Raw genomic sequence first — 17,654 nt, 5'->3', positions numbered from 1 at the left:
GGGCCCTGCCAAGCTGCAGCGAGCTTTTTGCAGGCCTTCTGGATAAAACCTTGTGCCGTTGGCGGCGCCTTCCTTTCAGCGGAAACGCTCGTTTTATGGCGATATCGAGGGGGGCTTGCAGGAAACGCGCCAGCTCCTGGCGGGGCTGACGCATGACCTCGGCGTCTTGAATCAGAGCGGGTAACGCAACGGATCGTAGGCTTGAGCAGCAAAAAAACCGGGATAACCGCCATAAAAAAGCCAGGCATCGAAAGCCTGGCTTTTTGTCCCCGCAGACCCTGTCAGTCCGGCAACCAGCCCTTCATCCACAGATTCAGGTTATTGCCCCGCAACATGTAATCGCGCAGCACATGCTCGCGCAGCGCATCGCCCATGCGGTAGCTGGCAGCGGGATCGGCCAGGTGCATGCGGATCGCTTCGATCCATTCCTGGATGCTGTTGCTGACGACCTTGGTACACGGCAGATAGCCGCGATAGGCCGCGGTGTCGGTGCAGATCACCGGATAACCGCAAGCACCGTATTCCAGAAGCCGCAGGTTGCTCTTGCAGTCGTTGAAGATGTGGAACTCCAACGGCGCCAGGGCCAGGTCGAGGTTGAGGCTGGCCAGCCTGTACGGGTAAGCCTGCAGACTGATCAAGGCGTGGAACTCGTGGACATACGGCCGCAGTTCGTCCGGGCACATGCCGAAGAACACCCATTCGACTTCATTGGCCAGTTCACGCACCACCTCGGCGATGACTTCCAGGTCGCCGGTGTGGCTGGTCCCCCCTCCCCAGCCCACCCGCGGCTTGCTTGAGGTACCACGGCGGCTGGTCAGGCTGCCCCAGGGGTCGACCGGCAGCATGTTCGGCACGATCCGGATGTCGCTGTGCATGCCCGACAGCGCATCGGCCAGCGGCTGCGTGGTGACCACCACCCGGTCGCACAGGGCGATGCCCTGGCGCAGCAGGGCTTCGGTGTTGAGCGGTATGTTGCGCGCGTGGCTGTTTTTCTTCGGCGCACTGACCACGTAGTCGTCCAGCTCGAAGACCCGCAGGGCACTGGAGTACTTTTTCATGCGCTGGATATCGCTCACCGCGCCGTCACTGTAGCGGCACTGCAAGATGATCGAATCGGGGGACAAGCGCTCGATTTCCACGTTCGCCGGGGACTCGTGGGCCACTCGACCGATCAGCCGTCCCTCCTCTTCCAGCGCCGTCAGCGGCGCGATCACCCGGTAATGACCCACCGCCATGTTGTTCACCGGCAAGCCGAGCACCAGCGGCAAGGCCCGGGTCGAGAACGGATTCCAGTTATCGCGCAACCCCACTTCCAGGCTGAAGCTGGAATAACCCAGGCTCAGGGCCGGGTTGTAGGCCGGGTCACGGGCGACCTGAGGCATCCAGTTGCGGTAGAACGTGTCTTCCTGCGCCTCCAGCGCTTCGGGCTCTGCTGGCGCCGTCTCGGCCGGCATCAACACCAGGCTGGCATAAGGCGTCCAGACCACCAGGTAACCGTCGCGATTGATCCGCAGGCACAGGTCGACATCACTCAGGCCCTGGGAATAGTTGACCTCATCCAACCCGCCGACACTGTCGAATACCTCCTTGCGCACCAGCAGGCAGTCGCCGCTGACCGCGCTCCAGCTCTGCGGCACTTGCAAGCGCTGCATGTAACCGCGGGCGCTGGCGGCCTCGCCATGGAATGGCGAACTGGCAGCTCCAGCCAGGCCGAGGATCAACCCGGCATGCACGATCGAGCCGTCCGGCCCGAGTATTCGCGCGCCCACCACCCCCACTTCCGGGCGCCGGGCGTGGTTGAGCAGTTCGTCCAGCCAGTCGCCGGAGCAGATCAAGGCATTGGCGTCGAGCAACAGCAGGTATTCGCCGCGCGCCTGTTGCGCCGCGTAATTACGGACCGCCGCCGCAGTGCCGCGGCCAGCAAACGGCAACACCCGCAACATGTCGGCACCGAGCTGCGCCATGGCCTCCAGCCACGCGGCCATGGCCGGATCGCGGCTGCCGCTGTCGACGATCAGGATCTCGTAATAGCTGTAGGCGGTCTTTTCGATCAGGCTCTCGGTGCAGCGCTGCAAAGCCGCCAGTGAATCGCCAGCCTGGATGATGATCGACACCAGCGGCCGCTGCGGGAACAGGTAGTCGATGTGGTTGAGCAGCGGCAATTCGTCGTGGCGGATGCGGTGCTCGACGCCGATTCTGTCCAGATGCGCGCCGACCAGGCCGGCGTTGCCCTCGATCACTGCCGGCAGCGACAGCCAGTCGGCAAAATTGAACGGGCTCTCGACCTGGATTTCTGCAATATGTTCGATGGTCTGCGGCCCCGCCTCTTCCACCAGGCGCCACAGCAGGTCATGGGGGGCCAGTTCGCCAAAGGCCGGGTCGAAACCGCCCAGGGTCAGAAAGCGCTGGCGCTCGAATGCCAGCGTCCGGCCGACGTAGGGGTAACCGCGCATCAGGTCGAGGTTGAAATCAGGCTTGAACACCGGGTCGCTGGACTCGCCTTTGACCAGCGCACCTTCGTCGCTGTAGACGCACAGCACGCCCGGGCTCGCGGCAATGCGTTCGGCAAGGATCAGCAGCGCCGACTCCTTCAAGGTGTCACCCGCGCACAGCAAGTAAAACCAGTGGCAACCTTCCAGCTGCGGCACCAGCGCATTGAGCTGCTGTGGCCACTGCGCCTCCAGCGGCAGTTGCAGCACGCGTTCGTGTTCCGCGCACTCGGCATTGGACAGGACCAGGATCGCCTGCGGCGCATACAGCTGCCGCGCCAGGCTCTGCAGGGTCGACTCCAGGGCCACGCTATCGGCGTCCACGTCGATCACGACGGGCACGATCTGCGGCCGTGTCGGCCAGCTGGCGATGCGCTGTGGCAGGTGGCGTTTCTCGGTGTCGGTAAAACGCCGGATCGCCAACCACTCCTTGTAGAACTCGGCGTAACTTTCACTCTCGCCGCCGACCCGGCCATTGACCACCGTACTGCGGTTGCCCAGTACCCGGGTCACGCACAGCTCGTCCCACTGCCAGCCGGGCTGCGCCATGCTCTCCAGATCCACATAGCGTACCCAGCCCTCGGCCGGGGCCGACTCGCCGCTGCGCGCAGCGAGCATCTGCGCCAGCCAGTCCCATTCAAGTTTCGCCACGCGCTGCACTTGCGGCTGCTTGCTCAGGCGCTCCGGGTACAGGCGCTCAATGCTCAACACGGTATTGAGCAGCGCCAGGTTGCCACGCCGCATCAGGCACACGAACAGCGCCAGATCCAACAGCGCGAGGAAGCCCGCGCCCTCTTGCGTCAGGGCTGGCAACAGCTCCAGCACGTCGACACGGCGCATCAGGGTCGAACTGAAATTACCGAGGAAGTGGCGCGGCGTGCTCTCGAGGATCGCCAGCATGTCGTCGCCCTTGAGCATCGCGTCGTTCGGCGACAGCCGGGCATTCTCGACCCGCGGCGGCAGAATGAAATTGCCGGCGTCGCTCAACACCCGCAAACCGCAGACCAGATTGATCTCGGGGTGATCGGCCAACACCTGCGCCTGCATGGCAATGCAGGGAGCGAACAGACGGTCATCGTCGCAGAGGATCTTGATCAGTTCGCCCCGCGCCTCTTCGACACAGCGCAGCAGGTTTTTCTGCATGCCCAGGCACTGCGGGTTGCGCAGATAACGCACCGGATGGGGCGGCTCGGCGATGGCCGAGACCGCCTGACGGATCTCATCGCCAGCCGAGTCGTCGCAGATGACGATTTCGATCCGCTCCCAGGTCTGGGCCAGCGCACTCTCGAACGCCTGGCTGAAGAAGCGTGGATTGAAGGCAGGGATGACGATGCTGACTAGCGGGCGTTGATTCACGACGGGAAACTCTCGAGCGGCGGGCCCGGCCTGGTCAGGCGGGCCGCGGAACCGCTTAATGAAGACGGTTAGCGGCTCGGCGGTGCGGCCGCGCTCACAGGAGCGCGACCGGGCTCAGGCTCAGACCTTGTTGAACAGGCCCAGCTGGGCAATTTTGCTGAAAGCCAACTGCGAGGCCTGCAGCATGGTCTGTTGCAGGGTCAGGCGGGTCATCACCTCGGCCGGGTCGGAATCGCGGATTGCCGACTGGGTCTGGGTGTTGGCGGCGCTCAGGCTCATGTTGGTCTCGTTCTGGATATCCAGCGCCGACCCACGACCACCGATATCGCTGACCGCGCTCGCCACCTGGTTGGCGCCGCTGGCCAGGTTGGCCATCCCCGCCTGCAACCCCGCGTTGAGTTTCTGGATGGCGACCGGATCACCGTTGGTCGGTGTATCCAGCACCGTACGCAGTTGGCTGATGGTGTCGAGGACGTTCTGGGTCTGGTGGTTGTTGACCGCCACCACATACTGGTCGCCCGCCGCCGGCGTACCGCTGAAGGTGAAGCCCACGCCAGACGCCGTGGCAGTGGAGCCGGCCATGGTGCCGGTGGAAACCGGCTTGCTGTCGGCGGTCAACGGCGACGCGTACAGCTCGTAGTCGGTGGCGCTGGTGAACTTGAGGATCGCACCGCCGCTCGGGAAGCTGGCGTTGTAGGCGTTGCTGTTGCTGACGCTGGCACCGGTCACCACCGCGGTCGACGGGTTGCCCGGGCTGCGCGAAACATTGAAGGAATCAGGCTTGGCCGCCAGGGTGAAGCTGTGACCGGCGATCTCCGTGTTCGGGGGGGTAGCATCGCCGGGTTTCAGGTTAATGCTCAAACGCATATCGACGCCACGGAAACTGACGGTCTGCGCTTCTGCGCCTTTGCTGGAGCTGAAGGAGCCATTCTGGCTGGCCTCGGACGTCACGTCGTTGCCGGCGCTGTCGGTGATCTTGAACTGAGTGCTGCTGAGGAAGCTGATGGTGTATGGCTCGCCGCTGCGGAACTCGCTGTTGTACTTCGGATTCGAAGACACCTGGCCGTTGGACAGCGTCACCCGGCCATCATCCACCGCCGGCGCGGTCATGCTGACCTGGCTGCGGCTGGTATTGATGGCTTGCTGGAAGGCGGCCCAGCCGGTGGTATTGGTGGCCATGGACATGGTGTCGCCCACCGGCAGGTTCAGCGTGGTCTGGTCGCCGTTGTAGCTGTAGGTACCGTCGGAGTTGCGGGTAAACGGCACAGTGTCGCCCTGGGAACCGGCAAAGATGTACTTGCCGTTTTCATCCTGGGTATTCATCAGGCTCAACAGCTGCTCTTCGATCTGCGCCAGTTCGGCGGCGTTGGCCTTGCGGTCGGCGTCGGTGAAACCGGCGCTGCCGGCTCCGCTCGCCAGTTCCTGGGCACGCGCCAGAACGTTGGTGATGCTGGTCAGGACCGATTCGGCCTGGCCCAGGGACGCCTTGATCGAGGTGGTGTTGGCCGAGTACTGGCTCAACAGCGAAGCCTGCTGGCCCAGTTGCAGCAGGCGCGAAGCGCCTACCGGATCATCGGCCGCGGTGTTGACGCGAATCAGGCTGCTGGCCTCTTCGCTGCTCTTGACCGCATTGGCGAAGTTCTTCTGGTAGTTGGCAGCCGAGGACTCGTAAAACTGGGCGGTGGAAATACGCATGGACTACGACTCCTTAAAGGCTGTTGATCAGGGTGGCGAAGGTTTCCTGCGCCGCCTTGATGATCTGCGAGGACGCGGTGTAGTACTGCTGGTACTTGACCAGGTTGCCGGTCTCTTGATCCAGGTCGACCCCGGACAACGAATCCCGCGCGCCCTTGGCGTTGGCCAGGATCGTCTCGGTGGCCGCGCTGTCGAGCTTGCCCTGGCTGGCCTTGGCACCGACGTTCTCCACCAGCTTGCCGTAGGCGTCGACCAGGGTGATGCCCTTGCTGGCCGAACCGGTATCCACCGTCTGCTTGCTCTGCAGGCCCGCCAGCGCGGTGCCGTTGCGGTTATCGGTGGAACCGGCACCGTTGAACTTGACGTTCAGCCCTTCGCCTTCCTTCGGCGAACCGGCGACGCTCATTTCCACGGTGAAGGTTTTCTGCACCGGCGGTGTGCCGCCGTCGGTGATCGGGTTGCCGCTGGCATCGACCATCTTGATCTGCAGGTTCAGGGTGTTGTTCTGCCCCGGGACGATCGAACCGGTGCCCATCAACGTGCCCTTGGCATCGTAATATTTGTAGCCCTGGCTGCCGCCCGCGGGGGCGTCGAAGACCAGCTTGACCGGTACCGAATTCTTGATCGCGGTCTGCATCTCGGTTTTGGCGGCCGAGTTGTAGATGTCCAGCGCCGGCTTGACTGTCGGCAGGCCCGGAATACTCAGCGAACCGGTGGCCCCCGGCAGTACCTCGGCATTAAGCGGCGCGGCGATGGCCAGGCGCTTGGCGTCGGTCAGCTCGGTCTTGATAGTGGTGGCCGCGTTACGGGTCGGGGTGATCTTGAAGCTGTCGCCGGCGCTCATCGCCCCGCCGTTGAGGCTCAGGGTGAAACCGTCGATCACCGGTGGCGGCGTGGTAGTGGTACTGAACGCGCCCAGGCTGGTGCCGTCGGAGCGCTTGACTGTGTAGTCGGTGGCGCTGGTGAAGGTCACCTGGTAGTCGCTGATGGTCAGCTTGCCGGTGTCCTTGATGGTCACGTCGAGGTTGCCCGAACCTGCGCTGTTGTTGCCATTGGCAATGCTGCGCTGGCTGATCAGGGCCGCACTGTTGATGTTGTTGAACAGTGCCGCGCCGAACTCGCCGTTCTTGTCGATGCCTTGTCCGAGCTGGCTGTTGACCTGGTCGGCGATCACCAGGGCCACGCGCCCCAGTTCGTTCATCGCCGGGTCCAGCACCTCGTTGCGATAGCGCAACAGGCCGCCGATCTCGCCACCGGTGACCACCGAGGTCACATCGATAGTGCTCGAGCCGCGATTGAGCTGCAGCGAGGAACGGGTCGGGTCGGTCTTTCCGGGGACCACTTCCAGCTTGCTGGTGGTGTTACCCACGACCAGCGGCTGGCCGCTGCCCAGGTACAGGTCGACGCTCGAGCCGCGCTCCGAGACATCCACTTTGACGAACTGCGACAGCTGGCGCAGCGTCTCGTTGCGCGCGTCGAGCAGGTCGTTGGGCATGCCACCGCCACTGGAGACTTCGGAAATCTTCTGGTTCAGCTGGGCGACAGTGGCCGCCAGCTTGTTGACCTGGTCAGCCATGCTGCTCAGGTTGCCGTTGATGTTGGCGTTCTGCTCGTTCAACTGGCTGGAAACGGAATTGAAGCGGTTGCTCAGGGCTTGCGCGTCGCTGAGCAGCAATTGGCGCGAGGCATCGTCGGCCGGCTTGGCGTTGACGTTCTGCATCGAGGCAAAGAATTTGGTCAGCGCGCCGGTGATACCGGTGCCGCTGTCCGACAGCAGCTTGTCCACCGGGGTGATCTGCCCCAGATAGGCAGCGGCATCGCTGTTCAGCGATGTGGTGGTCTGCAGCTGGGCGTCCAGGTAGCTGTTGTACACCCGGCGCACGTCGGCCAGGGTGGTACCGCTGCCGATGAAGACATTGCCGTACTGGTTCGAAGCCTTGCTGCCCTGCACGGTCTGCTGGCGCGAATAACCGGCGGTATCGGCGTTGGCGATGTTATTACCCGTGGTCATCAACGACGTTTGGCTGGCTGACAGCCCCGACATCCCGATATTGAGCAAACTCATGATTCAGACCTTATAAATTCGTGGAAGCGCCCGCCGCAGCGTAGTTCTCGTAGCTCTTCATCTGCTTGGCAATCTGCGAAATCTTGCTTGCGTAGTCCGGGTCGGTTGCATACCCGGCCTTTTGCAACTCGCGTACAAACTGTTCGGGGTTATCGGCCGACTTCAGCACTTCTTGATAGCGATTGTTGCTCTGCAACAAGGTCACCAGGTCGTGGAAGCTGTCCTGATACGAGGCATAGGAACGGAACTCGGCCGTCTCCTTGACCATCTGGCCATTTCTGAATTCGCTGGTGATCGCCCGCGCCTGGTCGCCCTTCCAACTACTGCCAGCCTTGATGCCGAACAGGTTGTGGCTGCTGCTGCCGTCCTGCTGGCGCATCACCGATTTGCCCCAGCCGGTTTCCAGTGCGGCCTGGGCGACCAGGTAGCGCGGATCGACACCGATGCGGTCGGCGGCCTGCTGCGCCATCGGCAGCATGGTGGCGACGAATTCGTCCGCCGAGCTGAAGGCTTTCTTCGCCGGCGCCAACGGTGGCTGGGCCACGGCGCGACCGTAGATCTGCATGCGTCCGTGGGGCACCGCGGCAAAGCTGCGCGAGCTGTTCTTGACCAGCGCGTCGGTAGCGGCCGTGGTGCGTTCCGGCAAGACCGTCCTGTTGGCTACGGCACTGTCGGCCGACGGCACGATACCCGCCAGCAGGCGATCGGTCAGCTTGCTCGGCAGGGAAATACGCCGCTGGTTGAGCAGCGCCATATCGTTATGGGTACCGCTGTCGGCGGCGCGCTGCGGTTCCAGCGCACGAGACGCCCACAACGGACGCTGGCCATTGACCCGCGACAATGGCCCGCCCAAAGCGGTGGTGCCGGCAGCGATGGCGGTTGGCGTCGCGACCTTTTCAGTCAGCGCGACCTTTTCAGCCTGGGCGCCGGGCAGGGTCGCCGCCGCGGCAGGATGAGTAGATTTGTTCTTCGACATCTGGCGCATCAGCACATCGGCCAGGCCGATGCCACCGCCTTCGCGGGACATGGAAACCGCCAGTTGCTGGTCGTACATTTCCTGGTATTGCTTGGCCGCCGGGGTATTGAGCGGGTTGTCCTTGCCCAGCGCTTCGGTGGCCGAGCGCATGGACTTGAGCATTTCGTTGAGGAACAGCGACTCGAACTCCTGCGCCACCTTGCGCATGTTGGCGTCGCTGTTCTTGTCGCCGACCTTGAGCTGGTTAAGCCGGTTGAGGTCCGAGTAGGAACCCGAATCGCCGCTGCTGACCAGACCGCTCTTGCGAATATCCATGGCCCCTACCTCAAATCACGATCAGGTCGGCTTGCAGCGCGCCGGCCTGTTTCAAGGCTTCGAGGATCGCCATCAGGTCGCCCGGTGCCGCGCCGACCTGGTTCACCGCACGCACGATCTCGTCGAGGGTGGTGCCCGGGCCGAACTTGAACATCGGCTTGGCTTCCTGTTCGGCGTTGACCCGCGAGCGTGGCACGACCGCGGTCTGGCCATTGGACAGCGGGCCAGGCTGGCTGACGATCGGGTCTTCGGTGATGGTCACGGTAAGGCTGCCGTGAGTCACGGCGGCTGGCGACACCTTGACGTTCTGGCCGATGACGATAGTGCCGGTGCGCGAGTTGATGATGACCTTGGCCACCGCCTGCCCCGGATCGATTTCCAGGTTCTCGAGGATCGACAGATAGTCGACGCGCTGGCTCGGATCGAGCGGCGCGGTGACGCGGATCGAACCGCCGTCGATGGCCTGGGCCACGCCCGGGCCGAGCATGTCGTTGATCTTGTCGACGATGCGCTTGGCGGTGGTGAAGTCGGAACGGTTGAGGTTCAGGGTCAGGCTGTTGCCCTGGTTGAAACCGCTCGGTACCGCGCGCTCCACCGAGGCACCGCCAGGGATGCGACCGGCCGACGGAACGTTGACCGTGATCTTCGAACCGTCACGCCCCTCGGCGTCGAAACCGCCCACCACCAGGTTGCCCTGGGCGATGGCGTAGACGTTGCCGTCGATCCCCTTGAGTGGCGTCAGCAGCAAGGTGCCGCCGCGCAGGCTCTTGGAGTTGCCGATGGAGGACACGGTGATATCCACCTGCTGCCCCGGCTTGGCGAACGCCGGCAGATCGGCGCTCACCGATACCGCCGCGACGTTCTTCAACTGCACGTTGCCGGAACCCGGCGGCACCTTGATGCCGAACTGCGACAGCATGTTGTTGAAGGTCTGCAGGGTGAAGGGTGTCTGGGTCGTCTGGTCGCCGGTGCCGTTAAGCCCGACCACCAGGCCGTAGCCGATCAACTGGTTGGAACGCACGCCGGAAATGCTGGCGATGTCCTTCAGCCGTTCGGCTTGAGCGTGGCAGGCCGCCGAAAGCAACAGCGCGGCCAGCATGAGGCGTTTGAAATTCAACGTAGCCACCTAGAAAGGGAACAGCGGGCTGAGGAAGAAACGGTCGAACCAGCCCGGCTGGCTCGCATCGGCAAAGGCACCGGTGCCCGAATAGGTGATGCGTGCGTCGGCGACGCGGGTCGAGGACACCGTGTTGTCGGTGGCGATATCGTCAGCGCGCACCAGGCCGGCAATCCGCACCAGCTCGTCGCCGGTGTTGAGGGTCAGCCACTTCTCGCCGCGCACGGCGATGATGCCGTTGGGCAGCACGTCGGCCACCGTCACGGTGATCGAGCCGGTCAGGCTGTTGCTCTGGCCGGACTTGCTGTCGCCCTTGGTGGCCCGGTCGCCGCTGTAACCGACGTCCAGGCTCAGGTCGCCGCTGCCCACCGGGTTATTGGTGCTCAGGCCGCCACCGAAGAACGAGGTCAGGCCGATGCCGGTCTTGCTGTTCTTGTCGACCTGCGAGTTGGCGTTCTTGCTCGCCTGGGTCCGCTCGTTGAGGGTGATGGTGATGATGTCGCCCACGCGGAACGCCTTGCGGTCGCTGTAGAGGTTCTGCTCGAAGCCGGCCTGGTAGATCGAGCCGTTGTTGGCCGCAGCCGGCAACGGAGTACGTGGCAACACCGGAGCGTAATACGGGTCATTGGGCTTCGGCGTCGGGGCCACGCAGCCTCCGAGCACGACGAACCCACTCAGTGCGAGAACAGATACAAAGCGATTCATGACCCTACCTCATGGTGTTGCAGGCGGCCGCTGGGCCGCCCCAGGACTTGATTACAGATTCTGCGTGACGAACGAGAGCATCTGGTCGGCGGTGGAGATCACCTTGGAGTTCATCTCGTAGGCACGCTGGGTGGTGATCATGTTGACCATCTCCTCAACGGTGCTGACGTTGGAGGTTTCCAGGGTGTTCTGCAGGGTGGTGCCGAAACCGTTGAGGCCCGGGGTACCGACTTGCGGCGCGCCGCTGGCGGCGGTTTCCAGGAACAGGTTGTTGCCCGTCGCTTGCAGGCCGGCCGGGTTGATGAAGTCGGCGGTCTGCAGGTTGCCGATCACTTGCGAGGCCGGGTTGCCGGCGGTGGTGATCGAGACGGTGCCGTCCTGGCCCACGGTGAAGGTCTGGGCGTCGTTCGGCACGACGATCGCCGGCTCCAGCGCGAAGCCGTTGGCGGTGACGATCTGGCCGTTGGAATCCAGGTGGAAGGTGCCGTCACGGGTGTAGGACGTGGTGCCGTCCGGTTGCAGGATCTGGAAGAAACCGCGGCCGTTGATGGCCATGTCCAGCGGCTGCTCGGTGGTCTGCAGGCTGCCGGCGGTGAAGTTCTTCTGGGTGCCGACGATGCGCACACCGGTACCCAGTTGCAGGCCCGATGGCAGCTCGCTGTCCTGGGTCGACTGGGCGCCAGGCTGACGTTTGATCTGATACAGCAGGTCCTGGAACTCGGCGCGATCACGTTTGAAACCCGTGGTCGAAACGTTCGCCAGGTTGTTGGAAATGGTGGTCAGGTTAGTGTCCTGGGCGGACAGACCTGTTTTGGCAACCCACAGAGCCGGAAGCATTCGATTCTCCTCGTGCGCCTGTTTTACGGCGCGACGTACTGGTAATTAGCTGATCTGCAAGACCCGAGCCATGGCCTGGTCGTCTTCTTTGGCGGTGTTCATCATCTTGATGTGCAGCTCGAACTGCTTGGAGAGCGCCAGCACCGAGGTCATTTCCTCGACCGCATTGACGTTGCTCGACTCGAGGAATCCCGAGACCAGTTGCACATTGGCGTCAGCCGCTGCCGGCTGGCCGTCCTTGGTATGGATCGAACCGTCCAGCCCCTTGGTCATGTTCTTCAGGTCCGGGTTGACCAGCTTGATGCGGTCGACCTCGGCCATCACCCGCGGGCCTTCGCCCATGGCGCGGATGCTGATGGTGCCGTCCTGGCCGACTTCCACCTGCTGCTCCGGCGGCACGGCGATCGGGCCGCCGTTGCCGATCACCGGCATGCCGTTGCCGGCGCGCAGCACGCCCAGGGCGTCGATGTTCAGGCTGCCGGTGCGCACGTAGCTTTCACCGCCCTCCGGGGTCTGCACGGCGATCCAGCCATTGCCGCTGACCGCCACGTCGAGATCGCGACCGGTTTCCACCAGCGAGCCCGGGGTGAAATCGGTAGCCGGCCGTTCGGACATGGCAAAGGCCCGCGCCGGAAAGCTGTCACCAAACACCGGCATCGAACGCGCCTGCTCCAGGTCGCGCTGGAAACCGTTGGTGGAGATGTTCGCCAGGTTGTTGGCATGCGCCTTTTGCGCCAGCGCATTCTGGCTGGCACCGGTCATGGCCACATAAAGGTACTTGTCCACAGTCTTTCCTCTGCATGTCGGACGTTTGCCGTCCACCGCTGTACTGCTGAGCCATAAGCAATAAGCGCACCAACTTGTTTTTCGGGCGGCCGAAGGCAGGAAATCCGGGAGCTTGAGGGCGTTCGAAGGGAATCGGGCGATTGTGTCAGAGACGAAAAACCGGCGCAGATATGCCGCTTACGGCAAGCCTCGGCCTCCAGGGCACTCCCCTGCCTCGCCGCTGCTCCTGTAGCCGCTGCCGCAGGCTGCGATCGAGGCCGCAGGACTCGCAAGGCTGGCAACGCATGACCTCGCCCCGATCGCAGACTTAAGGTCTGGCGCCTGCTGCGCAGCCGATCGCAGCCTGCGGCAGCGGCTACAGGATTCAGCTTTCGTCGGAGTTCTTGCCGACTTCGTATTCGCGCAGTTTGTTGGCGATGGTGGTGTGCGACACGCCCAGGCGCTTGCCCAGCTGGCGGCTGCTGGGGTGCTCGGAATACAGGCGTTCGAGCACCGCCTTTTCGAAGCGCCCGACGATGTCGTCGAGCCCGCCTTCCAGGGAGAAGTCACCAAGGGGTTGGCGCACGCCATAGTCTGGCAGGCGGATGTGCTCGGCCTTGACCGTGCCGCCGTCGCACAGGGACACCGCCTGGAACAGCACGTTTTCCAGCTGCCGCACGTTGCCCGGCCAGTGGTAATGACTGAGGCGCTCCATGGCCGCCGGCGCCAGCCTGGGCAAGGCGCAGCCGATCTGTCGGCTGGCCTGGTCGAGGAAGTGCTCCACCAGCGGTGTCAGGCCGTCGAGGCACTCGCGCAGCGGCGGGATGTGCAACGACAAGACGTTGAGGCGGTGATACAGGTCCTGGCGGAACTCGCCGCGGGCGCACAGCTCGGACAAATCGACCTGGGTCGCACAGATCACCCGCACGTCCAGGTACACCTCTTCGTCGCTGCCAACCCGGCGGAAGCAGCCGTCCTGCAGAAAGCGCAGGAGCTTGACCTGCAAGCGCGGGCTCATCTCCCCCACCCCGTCGAGAAACAGCGTGCCGCCAGCGGTCAGTTCCAGCAGCCCGAGCTTGCCTTCGGCCCGCGCGCCTTCGAAGGCCCCCGGCCCGTAGCCGAACAGCTCGGTCTCGGCCATGGATTCCGGCAGGCCGGCGCAGTTGAGCGCCATCAGCGGCGATTGCCCGCGCGGGCTGGCCAGGTGGCAGGCGCGCGCCAGCAGTTCCTTGCCGGTGCCGGTCTCACCCTCGATCAGCAGCGGCGCGTCCAGCGGTGCCATGCGTCGCGCTTCGCGGACCACCGCGGCCATGACTTTCGAGCTCTGGAAGATGCTGTCGAAGCCGCGCAGCTCCTGCTTGCGCACGTTGTAGATGCGCTCGCCGACCCGGTCCGCCCGATGCAGTGTCAGCACCGCGCCGGCCATGGCCTCGCTGTCGTCGTGCTCCGATTGCAGCGGCGCGATGTCCGCCAGAAACACGTCACCCTTGACCTTGACCCGCAGGCCGTTGATCCGCGACTTGTTGGCCCGCACCAGTTCCGGCAGGTTGAAATCCTCGGCATAGCGCGACAGTGGAATCCCCGGCACCTCGTCCACCCGCACGCCCAACAGCTGCGCCGCCGCGCGGTTGGCGGCGACGATGGAACCGCCCATGTCGATGGACAACACCGGAAACTCCAGGGCCCCGAGCAAGGCATTGAGTTCCATGTGCCGCCGCTCGCTGGGCATCAGCCCAACGCGCTTGACCCCGAACACCCCGGCGATCGACTCGAACTTCGGCCGCAATGCCTGGAACTGCAAATTGATCAGGTTCGGGCAATGCAGGTAGATGGCATTGCCATGTTCGCCGCCCACCTCGCCCCGGGCCACGTTGATGCCGTACTCCACCAGCAGGTTGAGAATGTCGCGCAGGATGCCGATGCGATTCTGGCAGTGGACTTTGATACGCATAGAAGGAAGGCCCGAGACAGGTAATGGAGGGCGTGAATGCCAGAAAGCGGCGCTTTTGACACCGTCCGACAGAAACTTTCTGCGCTGTGATGCAGATAATCGTCAAGATTATGTGACAGTCGCCGGCCTTTTCAAATCGACTATTCTCAGTATTAGCGGCCCCGCGATGCTTTCGTAACGAAAACTTTACGAAATCAGTCCTGATCCGCCCATTACGTTCACGTCAACCTGCTGCATGGGCTGCAACCTTGGGTTATCTCTAGCGTCAACTGATAACAAGAAGCAGCCCCTGACAGGAGAGCAGCATGAAGCAGACGCAGTACGTGGCCCGCGAGCCCGACGCGCAAGGTTTTATCCACTACCCCGATGAAGAACACGCGGTGTGGAACACCCTGATCACCCGTCAACTGAAAGTGATCGAGGGTCGCGCGTGCCAGGAATACCTGGACGGCATCGAGAAACTCGGCCTGCCCCACGACCGCATCCCGCAGTTGGGCGAAATCAACAAGGTGCTGGGCGCAACCACCGGCTGGCAGGTCGCGCGGGTGCCGGCGCTGATTCCCTTCCAGACCTTCTTCGAATTGCTCGCCAGCAAACAGTTTCCGGTCGCGACCTTTATTCGTACCCGCGAAGAACTGGACTACCTGCAAGAGCCGGACATCTTCCACGAGATCTTTGGCCACTGCCCGCTGCTGACCAACCCCTGGTTCGCCGAATTCACCCACACCTACGGCAAGCTCGGCCTGCAGGCCACCAAGGAAGAACGGGTGTACCTGGCGCGCCTGTACTGGATGACCATCGAATTCGGCCTGCTGGACACCCCGCAAGGCCAGCGCATCTACGGCGGCGGCATCCTCTCCTCACCGAAAGAAACCGTCTACTGCCTGTCGGACGTGCCCGAGCACCAGGCCTTCGACCCGCTGGAAGCGATGCGCACCCCGTACCGCATCGACATCCTGCAACCGGTCTACTTTGTGCTGCCCAACCTCAAGCGCCTGTTCGACCTGGCCCATGAAGACATCATGGCCCTGGTGCACCAAGGCATGCAGATGGGCCTGCACGCACCCAAGTTTCCGCCCAAACCCAAGGCGGCCTGAGCGCCCTGCCCTCGCGCGGCGCTCATAAAACCCGTAATTTCCAACAAGAACCGATTTCAGGAACCCACCATGACCGCTCTCAACCAAGCCCATTGCGAAGCCTGCCGTGCCGATGCTCCACAAGTCAGCGACGAAGAACTGCCGGTATTGATCAAGCAGATCCCCGACTGGAACATCGAAGTGCGCGATGGCGTCATGCAACTGGAAAAAGTCTTCCTGTTCAAAAACTTCAAGTTCGCCCTGGCCTTTACCAACGCAATGGGTGAAATTTCCGAGGCAGAAGGTCATCATCCTGGCCTGCTCACCGAATGGGGCAAGGTCACCGTGACCTGGTGGAGCCACTCCATCAAGGGCCTGCACCGCAACGACTTCATCATGGCCGCCCGCACCGACGAAGTGGCCAAGACCGCAGAAGGACGCAAGTAATGCATTTCGACGCCATAGGCCGAGTACCCGGCGACCCGATTCTTGGCCTGATGGAGGCCTATGCGTCGGACAGCAACCCACGCAAGTTCGACCTCGGCGTCGGTGTCTACAAGGATTCCCAGGGCCTGACGCCGATCCCTCGGTCGGTCAAGCTGGCCGAGCAGCGCCTGGTCGACCGCCAGACCACCAAGATCTACATCGGTGGCCACGGCGACGCAGCCTTTGGCAAGGTGATCAATGAACTGGTACTCGGTGCCGATTCGCAGCTGATCGCCGAGCAACGGGCCGGCGCCACCCAGACCCCGGGCGGCACCGGCGCGCTACGCCTGAGCGCCGACTTCATCGCCCACTGCCTGCCGGGCCGTGGCGTGTGGTTGAGCAATCCAACCTGGCCGATCCACGAAACCATCTTTGCCGCCGCCGGCATCCAGGTCAGCCATTACCCTTACGTCGGCAGCGACAACCGCCTCGACGTCGAGGCCATGCTGGCGACCCTGAACCAGGTGCCCAAGGGCGACGTGGTGCTGTTGCACGCTTGCTGCCACAACCCCACCGGTTTCGACCTGAGCCACGACGACTGGCATCGGGTGCTGGACGTGGTGCGCAGCCGCAACCTGCTGCCGCTGATCGACTTCGCCTACCAGGGCTTCGGCGACGGCCTGGAGCAGGATGCCTGGGCGGTCCGCCTGTTCGCAGCCGAACTGCCCGAGCTGCTGATCACCAGTTCCTGCTCGAAGAACTTCGGCCTGTACCGCGACCGCACCGGCGCGCTGATCGTCTGCACCCGGGACGCGGAAAAGCTGCTGGACGTACGCAGCCAGCTGGCCCACATCGCCCGCAACCTGTGGTCCACCCCGCCGGATCACGGCGCCGCGGTGGTCGCCACCATCCTCGGCGACCCGGAGCTGAAAAGCCTCTGGGCCGACGAAGTGGAAGCCATGCGCCTGCGCATCGCCCAGCTGCGTTCGGGCCTGGTGGAAGCACTGCAACCCTTCGGCCTGGCCGAACGCTTCGCGCACATCGGCGTGCAGCGCGGGATGTTCTCCTACACCGGCCTGACGCCGGCGCAGGTGGGCAAATTGCGCGACCAGCACAGCGTGTACATGGTCAGCTCCGGCCGGGCCAACGTCGCCGGTATCGACGCCACCCGCCTGGATTTGCTGGCCGAAGCCATCGCCGAAGTCTGCAAGTGACACCCTGATCGCGAGCAAGCTCGCTCCTACAAAAGCACCTGCCTGTAGGAGCAAGCTTGCTCGCGATGCTCTTCAACGATCCCCCGCCCGATGAAACTCCTTTCATCCTAAAAGCCGTGATAAAAATCTTTTTGTCATTTGCAGTGCTGTATCCTGCCCAGGCTTTTTAAAAGCGCGGATCTACCCAGCGATTTAAAAAACAGACCTTGCGAGGAGCAACGAACATGCACGAGATTCCTAATCTCCCCTTCCCAAGCCTGCACGAAACTGAGCAGACAACCCCGCAACAAGCCGGCGCCCAACAGCCCGAGCCGAAAGAAGCCGCACCCGGTCACAAGGCCGACAGCGAAGACTGACCGCAACACCCAGACCGTGTGGAAAGCGCTCTTTGATGCGCTTTCCACACCGCCTGAAACCCGCTTTCGAGAACCGCCTCCATGACCGACGCCTTCAGCGAAACCCAAGCCAGCGTGCTGATCGGCACCGCCGAAAAGATGATCGAGATCTGGAACCGCCTGACGCCGGAAAAACAGGCCGCCCTGCTGGCGCGCTTCGGCACCCAGGAAAACGCCCTGGCCGCCCTGGTCACCACGCAATTGCTGGCCCCTGTAAAAGCCTGAGCCTGCCGCGCGCAAAAAAGTGCGGATGGGTATCGATTTCTCCACCT

At 63.3% G+C, this 17,654-nt stretch carries 14 protein-coding genes; 5 read left to right on the top strand and 9 right to left on the bottom strand.

Annotation, left to right across the window (positions count from 1 at the left end; translation table 11 throughout):
• Positions 1-281: 281 nt before the first annotated feature.
• The 9 genes from AC07VU_RS22165 to AC07VU_RS22125 form a co-directional block, all read right to left on the bottom strand.
• Positions 282-3,845: a glycosyltransferase gene (locus AC07VU_RS22165; protein ID WP_495030487.1), complete on the bottom strand. Its 3,564-nt coding sequence runs from the start codon at positions 3,843-3,845 to the stop codon at positions 282-284.
• A 120-nt stretch (positions 3,846-3,965) separates the two neighbouring features.
• Positions 3,966-5,540, bottom strand: a complete 1,575-nt coding sequence (locus AC07VU_RS22160) for a flagellar hook-associated protein 3 (protein WP_274305914.1) — start codon at positions 5,538-5,540, stop codon at positions 3,966-3,968.
• Between the two features lie 13 nt (positions 5,541-5,553).
• Complete coding sequence (gene flgK / locus AC07VU_RS22155) at positions 5,554-7,605, bottom strand: flagellar hook-associated protein FlgK (protein ID WP_274305913.1); 2,052 nt, start codon at positions 7,603-7,605, stop codon at positions 5,554-5,556.
• Between the two features lie 10 nt (positions 7,606-7,615).
• The gene (gene flgJ, locus AC07VU_RS22150) at positions 7,616-8,896 is read right to left on the bottom strand and encodes a flagellar assembly peptidoglycan hydrolase FlgJ (RefSeq protein ID WP_495030486.1); all 1,281 of its coding nucleotides are present in this window, start codon (positions 8,894-8,896) and stop codon (positions 7,616-7,618) included.
• Positions 8,897-8,906: 10 nt separating this feature from the next.
• On the bottom strand, positions 8,907-9,995 hold the full coding sequence (locus AC07VU_RS22145) for a flagellar basal body P-ring protein FlgI (protein ID WP_080748366.1): 1,089 nt from the start codon (positions 9,993-9,995) through the stop codon (positions 8,907-8,909).
• A gap of 27 nt (positions 9,996-10,022) precedes the next feature.
• Positions 10,023-10,718: a flagellar basal body L-ring protein FlgH gene (gene flgH / locus AC07VU_RS22140; RefSeq protein ID WP_053260098.1), complete on the bottom strand. Its 696-nt coding sequence runs from the start codon at positions 10,716-10,718 to the stop codon at positions 10,023-10,025.
• 51 nt (positions 10,719-10,769) lie between these two features.
• Positions 10,770-11,555 (bottom strand): flagellar basal-body rod protein FlgG, encoded by a 786-nt coding sequence (flgG, locus tag AC07VU_RS22135; protein WP_009047672.1) that lies wholly within the window; start codon positions 11,553-11,555, stop codon positions 10,770-10,772.
• Between the two features lie 45 nt (positions 11,556-11,600).
• On the bottom strand, positions 11,601-12,341 hold the full coding sequence (locus AC07VU_RS22130) for a flagellar basal body rod protein FlgF (protein ID WP_007922703.1): 741 nt from the start codon (positions 12,339-12,341) through the stop codon (positions 11,601-11,603).
• Between the two features lie 364 nt (positions 12,342-12,705).
• Positions 12,706-14,271: a sigma-54-dependent transcriptional regulator gene (locus AC07VU_RS22125; protein WP_495030485.1), complete on the bottom strand. Its 1,566-nt coding sequence runs from the start codon at positions 14,269-14,271 to the stop codon at positions 12,706-12,708.
• A 305-nt stretch (positions 14,272-14,576) separates the two neighbouring features.
• Between AC07VU_RS22125 and phhA the strand changes: the two genes are divergently transcribed.
• The 5 genes from phhA to AC07VU_RS22100 all read left to right on the top strand — a co-directional run bounded on the left by phhA (position 14,577) and on the right by AC07VU_RS22100 (position 17,607).
• Positions 14,577-15,368, top strand: coding sequence for a phenylalanine 4-monooxygenase (phhA, locus tag AC07VU_RS22120; protein WP_274305910.1), 792 nt, complete (start codon positions 14,577-14,579; stop codon positions 15,366-15,368).
• A 69-nt stretch (positions 15,369-15,437) separates the two neighbouring features.
• Positions 15,438-15,794, top strand: coding sequence for a 4a-hydroxytetrahydrobiopterin dehydratase (locus AC07VU_RS22115; protein WP_007930096.1), 357 nt, complete (start codon positions 15,438-15,440; stop codon positions 15,792-15,794).
• On the top strand, positions 15,794-16,987 hold the full coding sequence (locus tag AC07VU_RS22110) for an amino acid aminotransferase (RefSeq protein WP_495030484.1): 1,194 nt from the start codon (positions 15,794-15,796) through the stop codon (positions 16,985-16,987). Before AC07VU_RS22115 ends, AC07VU_RS22110 begins: the two co-directional genes overlap by 1 nt.
• A gap of 224 nt (positions 16,988-17,211) precedes the next feature.
• Positions 17,212-17,343 carry a hypothetical protein gene (locus AC07VU_RS22105; RefSeq protein ID WP_007930094.1) on the top strand — a complete coding sequence of 44 codons (132 nt, stop codon included), beginning with the start codon at positions 17,212-17,214 and terminating at the stop codon, positions 17,341-17,343.
• A gap of 81 nt (positions 17,344-17,424) precedes the next feature.
• Positions 17,425-17,607 (top strand): hypothetical protein, encoded by a 183-nt coding sequence (locus tag AC07VU_RS22100; RefSeq protein WP_007930093.1) that lies wholly within the window; start codon positions 17,425-17,427, stop codon positions 17,605-17,607.
• Positions 17,608-17,654: the final 47 nt, after the last annotated feature.

Source organism: Pseudomonas sp. GW821-FHT02B10 (assembly GCF_059421865.1).
Note: the sequence above shows the minus strand (reverse complement) of the source record. Positions and strands in the feature narration are given on the sequence as shown.